Genomic DNA, 4,657 nt, shown 5'->3' with positions numbered 1-4,657 from the left:
CGATTTCGTCGGGCACCACGTGACCGCGATCATCGCCCAGACCAAAGCCGTGCGCTACGCGACCGCGGCCGGCATGCCGCCCTCGCCCGACGAACGCTGCACCCGCTCGGGTGTCGTCGCAGATCACGGGCCGGTCGTATCCTGAGATATGTGAGGTCGGGACGTGGGCACGGCGTGCGTGGGGGCCGTCGCGTGCGGTGCGGAAGCATGCGTTGACACAGTGGGACAACGGATCGCAGCACCCGTCTTTCGATACACGACTTCTGGAGACAGCAACTCGATGAACCATCTGGACCTGGCGTCGCGTCCCGCTTCCGGGCATCTGATTGGACGAGACGAGGACCTGGAATTCGTACGATCCCACTTCGGCGGCTCCGTTCACGGGGCAGCCCTGTTGCTGTCGGGCGAGGCGGGCATCGGGAAGACCGCGATCCTGGACGCCGTGGCGGCGCAGGCCACGCTGAGTGGCGCGCGGGTGCTGCGTGTGAGCGGTGTGCAGTTCGAGTCGGACATCAGCTACGCCGGTCTCAACCAGTTGCTCGTCCCCCTGTTTGAATCTTTCGGCCTGCTGGACCCGGGCCACCGGGACGCCCTCAAGGTCGCGGTCGGTATCGGCAGCGGACCGCCTCCCAACCGGCTGCTGACCGCCACCGCGGCCTTGCTGCTGCTGCGCAGGATCGCCCAAGACACCCCGCTCCTGATCGTCGTCGACGACCTGCCGTGGCTGGACCGGCCCACCACCTTCGTCCTCGGCTTCATCGCGCGGCGGCTCGTCGGCAGCCGTATCAGCTTCCTGGCCGCCTCGCGCGTGACCTCCGACAGCTTCTTCGAGACGAGCGGGCTCACCGAGCACCGCCTCCAGCCCCTTGACGACGCGGCGTCGGCCGCACTCCTCTCCCAGGCGCACCCGGACCTGTCCCACGAGATGCGGCGGCGTATCGCCGCGGAGGCACACGGCAATCCGCTCGCGCTGATGGAGTTGCCCACCGCCCTCGACCGCGAGCAGCGCACGGCGCCAGGGATGCTGCCCTCGGTGCTGCCGCTCAGTGAACGCCTTCAGGCCCTGTTCGCCTCACGCGTGGCCGACCTGCCCGGCCCCGACCGCGAGCTGTTGCTGATCGCGGCGCTCGAGGGCACCGGTGACCTCACGGTCGTCGAGGCGGCCGCCGGCGGCCGCGATGTCATCGACGTTCTGGAGTCGGCGGAACGCGACCGGTTGGTGGCAGTCTCGGCGGTCTCCCAGCGAATTTCCTTCCGCCACCCTTTGATCGGTTCCGCAGTGGTGGCGCAGGCCACGGCCGCCGAGCGCCGCAGGGCACACCGGGCACTCGCCGCCGTCCTCGTCGACCAGCCCGAGCGCCGCGCCGGCCATCTCGGTGAGGCCACGACCTGCCGGGACGAGACCGTCGCCGCACTGCTTGAGCAGGCGGCCCGCCTGCGCCTCGGGCGAGGCGACGCGCTGGGTGCGGTGGCGGCCCTCACCCGCGCCGCGGGGCTCAGTCCCTCGCCGGCCGATGAGAGCCGCCTGCTGGCGGAGGCCGCCTACATCGGCACCGACGCCGGCGGCGACCTGGCGGACGCCTCGCGTCTGCTCGTCGGTGCCCGCCGCGCTGACCCGGCGGTCCGGGAGGGGTCCCTGCACGCGGCGGCCGCCTCCGCGCTCCTCCTGATCAACAAGGAGGGGGACGTCAACACCGCCCACCGGCTCCTGGTCGGTGCGATCGAGGCCGGCGGACACGGCTACGACGCCTCGGACGAGGCTCTTGTCGAAGCCCTGTTCACCCTGATCACGCTGTGCTGGTACAGCGGCGACCCGGAAAAGTGGGTGCCGTTGTTCCGGGCCCTGGACCGAATGACGCCCGCACCCCCCGACCTGCTGTGGGCGTGCGCCCAGACCTTTGCCGACCCCGCCCGTACCGGCTACCGCGGGCTGCGCATCCTCGATGAGCAGCTCGCCGACCTCGGCGACGCGACGCACATCGTGCGGGTCAGTACCTGCGCCGTCTATCCGGACCGGCTCGCGGACGTGAGGGAGGCGTCTCTGCGTCTGGTCGAGCAGGCCCGCGCGGGCGCCGCGCCGGTCCGCCGACACCTCTCCGCTCTGATCCACCTCGGTCTGGACGACTACTACAAGGGCCGCTGGGACGAAGCAGTGCGCCTGACCGGCGAAGGGCTCGCGCTATGCAAGGAGTACGGCTACCCGTTCTTCGCGTGCAAGTTCCAGTTCGTGCAGGCGCTGGTGGTCGGAGCACGCGGTGACGTAGAGGCCTGCGAGGCGCTGTGCGAGGAGATCACAGCCTGGGCTGTTCCCCGTGGCGCCCACGGCGCCCGCGCACTGGCCTTCCACGCACGGAGCCTGGCCTCGCTCGGCAGTGGGGACTTCGAGGCCGCCTTCCGGCAGGCTACCGCCGTCAGCCCGCTCACCCCCCTGGCCGCCTACCTGCCTCATGCCATGGCCGGCGCCGTGGACCTGGTCGAGGCCGCGGTCAGATCGGGACGGCCGGCCGAGGCCGCCACCCACGCGGCGGCCCTGCGGGAGTCCGAGATGGCGCGGCTCTCCCCGCGCCTGCACATGCTCGTGCTGGCCTGCGAGGCGCTGACGACGTCCGGCGAGCGCTCCGTGCCCCTATACCAGCAGGCTTTGTCTCTCCTCGACCCCGACGAGTGGCCCTTCGACGTCGCACGGGTCCGTCTCATGTACGGCCAACACCTGCGGCGCCGGCGCGCGACCAGGGAAGCGCGCGAACAACTGATCCTGGCCCGCAGGGCGTTCGAGAGGCTGGGGGCCGCACCCTGGGTGCTCCGCGCGAAGGCCGAGCTGCGCGCGAGCGGCGTGGCGGCGTCGGCCGGCACGGGAGGCAAGGGGGTCCTGACGGCCCAGGAGTTCGAGATCGCAACACTGGCCGCGACCGGACTGACCAACAAGCAGATCGCGGAGCGCCTCTTCCTCTCACACCGAACGATCGGCGCGCACCTGTATCAGATCTACCCCAAACTGCACATCAGCTCCCGGGCCGCCCTCCGGGACGCCCTCGCCGCCCTCGACCTGGAAGAGGTGGACTGAGGGCGGCGGCTGCCGACGGATACCGGGCGGATGTCAGGGGGCCGGAACAGGAGCCGGGTCGATGCGGATGGTCGCGGCTCGGGCCTGAGGGCTGGCGACGAGGGCGTCGGCGACAGGGCCGTACTTGGTGCGGAAGGCGGCGTCGAGCGCGGTGGGTGGTTCGAGGCCTTCGGTCGTGAGCGCCACGTCGCGGAGGACGGCGCCCAACCGGATTGTTCCGTGGCCGTGCTCGCGTGCCGCCTGGTACCAGCGGGAGCGGACGCCGCGGTAGGCACGCACATACAGCTCGCCGTCGACGACGACCATGCCGATCTCCACGCCGGGGTGGTCGCTGGCTCCGGCGGTCAGCACGAGGGAGTACGTCTCGGAGAGAAGGGACTGGTCTTCGGGAGTCCAGGCGGTCATTGGTTCACAGCCTCGGGGTCGGTGGCCTCCGCGGTCCAGGAGGCGAGGATGCGCAGGGCGTCGTGGGAGGGGCTGCCGGGTTCGGCGGTCAGGACTATCAGGCGCTGGCCGGAGCCGTCGGGCGCGGCCCAGGTGTCGCAGTCGAGAGTGAGGTCGCCGACCAGGGGGTGGCGGTAGTTCTTGGTGCCGTAGGAGGCGCTGCTGACCCGGTGTTCGGCCCACCAGGTGCGGAAGTCGGCATCCTTGATCGACAGTTCGCCGACCAGGCGGGCGAGGTCGGGGTCGTCGGGGTCGGCCGCGGCCTCCAGGCGCAGGGTGGCCACCGCGTCGCGGGCGTCGTGTTCCCAGTCCAGGTCCAGCTCCCGCATCGCCGGGTCGGTGAACAGCAGACGCAGGTAGTTGCGCCGGGCTGCCGGGACGGCGGCGAAGTCGGTGTAGAGGGCCGCGGCGGACGGGTTCCAGGCCAGGATGTCCAGGCGCTTGCCGAGGACGAGGGCGGGGGTGTCGGTGAGTTGGTCGAGAAGGCGGCGCATGGCGGGGCGAAGCCGCTGGGGTTGTCTGCGGCGGCGTGGCCGCTGGTCGGGGCGGCCGGCGAGTTCGTAGAGGTAGCGCTGCTGGTCGTCGTCGAGACGGAGGGCGCGGGCGAGGGTGGTCAGGACGGATGTGGAGGCGCGGACGCGGCCCTGTTCGATGCGGGTGTAGTAGTCCACGCTGATCGCGGCGAGGGCGGCGACCTGCTCCCGTCGCAGTCCCGTGACCCGGCGGGCGGAGTCCGTGGCGGGCAGTCCGCATTCCTGCGGCTGGAGCTGCGCCCGGCGGGCCCGCAGAAAGGCGCCGAGGTGGGATTCGGGTGTCGGTTGCATGTTCTCCAGTGTGCTGCGGATGCGGCGGGCCCGGCACAGGTGTGAGGGGGCAGGTTCTTTCCCAGGCAGAAACCTGCCCCTCCCGCGAAGACAGCGGAGGGCGGATGGTGGATGTGTGCCCGGCGGAGACCGGGCACACCAACCTCACTCGTCACCGAAACATCTCAGGAGTGTTCGCCATGGCCAGGACTCGTGTCAGTTTCGACAGCGCCGGTATCGAGATCGCCGCCCACCTCTACCTCCCCGACCTCCCGGCCACCGGTCCGCGTGCGGCACTGGTGGTCGGCCACCCCGGAACCGGGGTGAAGGAACAGACCTCCGGCAC

General features: G+C 71.1%; 3 protein-coding genes and 1 pseudogene. 2 read left to right on the top strand and 2 right to left on the bottom strand.

Features of this window, described 5'->3' with window-relative positions:
* Nucleotides 1-280 precede the first annotated feature (280 nt).
* Nucleotides 281-3,064, top strand: coding sequence for an AAA family ATPase (locus ABZT06_RS50200; protein ID WP_355756564.1), 2,784 nt, complete (start codon nt 281-283; stop codon nt 3,062-3,064).
* A gap of 33 nt (nt 3,065-3,097) precedes the next feature.
* Here the strand turns inward: ABZT06_RS50200 and ABZT06_RS50195 are convergent, their stop codons facing one another.
* Together ABZT06_RS50195 and ABZT06_RS50190 are read right to left on the bottom strand one after the other, a co-directional pair.
* Complete coding sequence (locus ABZT06_RS50195; RefSeq protein WP_355756561.1) at nt 3,098-3,469, bottom strand: DUF2255 family protein; 372 nt, start codon at nt 3,467-3,469, stop codon at nt 3,098-3,100.
* Nucleotides 3,466-4,332, bottom strand: a complete 867-nt coding sequence (locus ABZT06_RS50190) for a helix-turn-helix transcriptional regulator (RefSeq protein ID WP_355756559.1) — start codon at nt 4,330-4,332, stop codon at nt 3,466-3,468. Before ABZT06_RS50190 ends, ABZT06_RS50195 begins: the two co-directional genes overlap by 4 nt.
* Before the next feature lie 179 nt (nt 4,333-4,511).
* On the opposite strand from ABZT06_RS50190, the pseudogene ABZT06_RS50185 reads away from it, so the two are divergent.
* A pseudogene (locus ABZT06_RS50185) lies at nt 4,512-4,657 on the top strand (alpha/beta hydrolase); the annotation flags it as partial.

Origin of the sequence: Streptomyces sp. NPDC005483 (assembly GCF_040606035.1) — a bacterium.
Taxonomy (GTDB): domain Bacteria; phylum Actinomycetota; class Actinomycetes; order Streptomycetales; family Streptomycetaceae; genus Streptomyces.
This window is presented reverse-complemented; position numbering and strand designations above follow the sequence as displayed.

What these genes read in the sequence shown, in the direction of transcription:
- ABZT06_RS50200 (WP_355756564.1), top strand. Translation starts at nt 281, where the DNA reads ATGAACCATCTGGACCTGGCGTCGCGTCCCGCTTCCGGGCATCTGATT.
- ABZT06_RS50190 (WP_355756559.1), bottom strand. Translation starts at nt 4,332, where the DNA reads ATGCAACCGACACCCGAATCCCACCTCGGCGCCTTTCTGCGGGCCCGC.
- ABZT06_RS50195 (WP_355756561.1), bottom strand. Translation starts at nt 3,469, where the DNA reads ATGACCGCCTGGACTCCCGAAGACCAGTCCCTTCTCTCCGAGACGTAC.